The following is a 685-nucleotide window of genomic DNA, read 5'->3' on the forward strand; positions in this document are numbered from 1 at the left end:
TATTCGTTATACGCCCGCCGTATTTGACCTTTTGCCCGACCATTTCACCCTGCTTCAGCTTCAGCAGGCGATGGAAGCCCTAGCCGGACGTCCCATGCACAAACAGAACTTGGAGGGTTCTAAAAACCCCCTGGTTTTGAGGTCTTCTGTATGATTCTATTTCTTCTGCGTTGATTGAGGGAATGGCGATATGAAGCAGTCTGGTTTCTTTGATGTTGAAGAGCGTCTTGCCCGGCTGAGTGGGCTTGGCGATCAGCTCGAAGCGTTTTCCCGGACTGTGGATTTTGAAGCGTTCCGTCCTGATCTGGACAAGGCCCTGGCGTATTCCGATGGAAGCAAGGGCGGACGACCGCCATTTGATCCTGTGCTGATGTTCAAGATCCTGGTGATCCAGACGCTCAACAATTTGTCTGATGAGCGGACGGAATATCTGATCAACGATCGCCTCTCCTTTATGCGTTTCCTTGGGCTGGGACTTTCAGATCGGGTGCCGGATGCCAAAACGGTCTGGCTGTTTCGCGAGCGTCTGACCCAGGCGGGTGCGATCGATGGGCTGTTCAACCGCTTTGATGCAACCCTGCGTAACGCCGGGTATTTGCCGATGTCAGGCCAGATCCTGGATGCCACGCTGGTAGCGGCTCCGAAGCAGCGGAACACCAATGCAGAGAAAGCGGATCTGCGAGCA

1 protein-coding gene and 1 pseudogene are annotated in these 685 nt (G+C 54.2%); both read left to right on the top strand.

What is annotated here, in order from left to right; translation table 11 throughout:
- Positions 1–109 (top strand): annotated as a pseudogene (locus GOB90_RS19890) (NrtR DNA-binding winged helix domain-containing protein); the annotation flags it as partial.
- Positions 110–190: 81 nt separating this feature from the next.
- A partial coding sequence (locus GOB90_RS18740; RefSeq protein WP_173572230.1) for a transposase occupies positions 191–685 on the top strand: 495 nt, incomplete at its 3' end.

It is taken from the genome of Acetobacter oeni (genome assembly GCF_011516825.1).
Taxonomy (GTDB): domain Bacteria; phylum Pseudomonadota; class Alphaproteobacteria; order Acetobacterales; family Acetobacteraceae; genus Acetobacter; species Acetobacter oeni.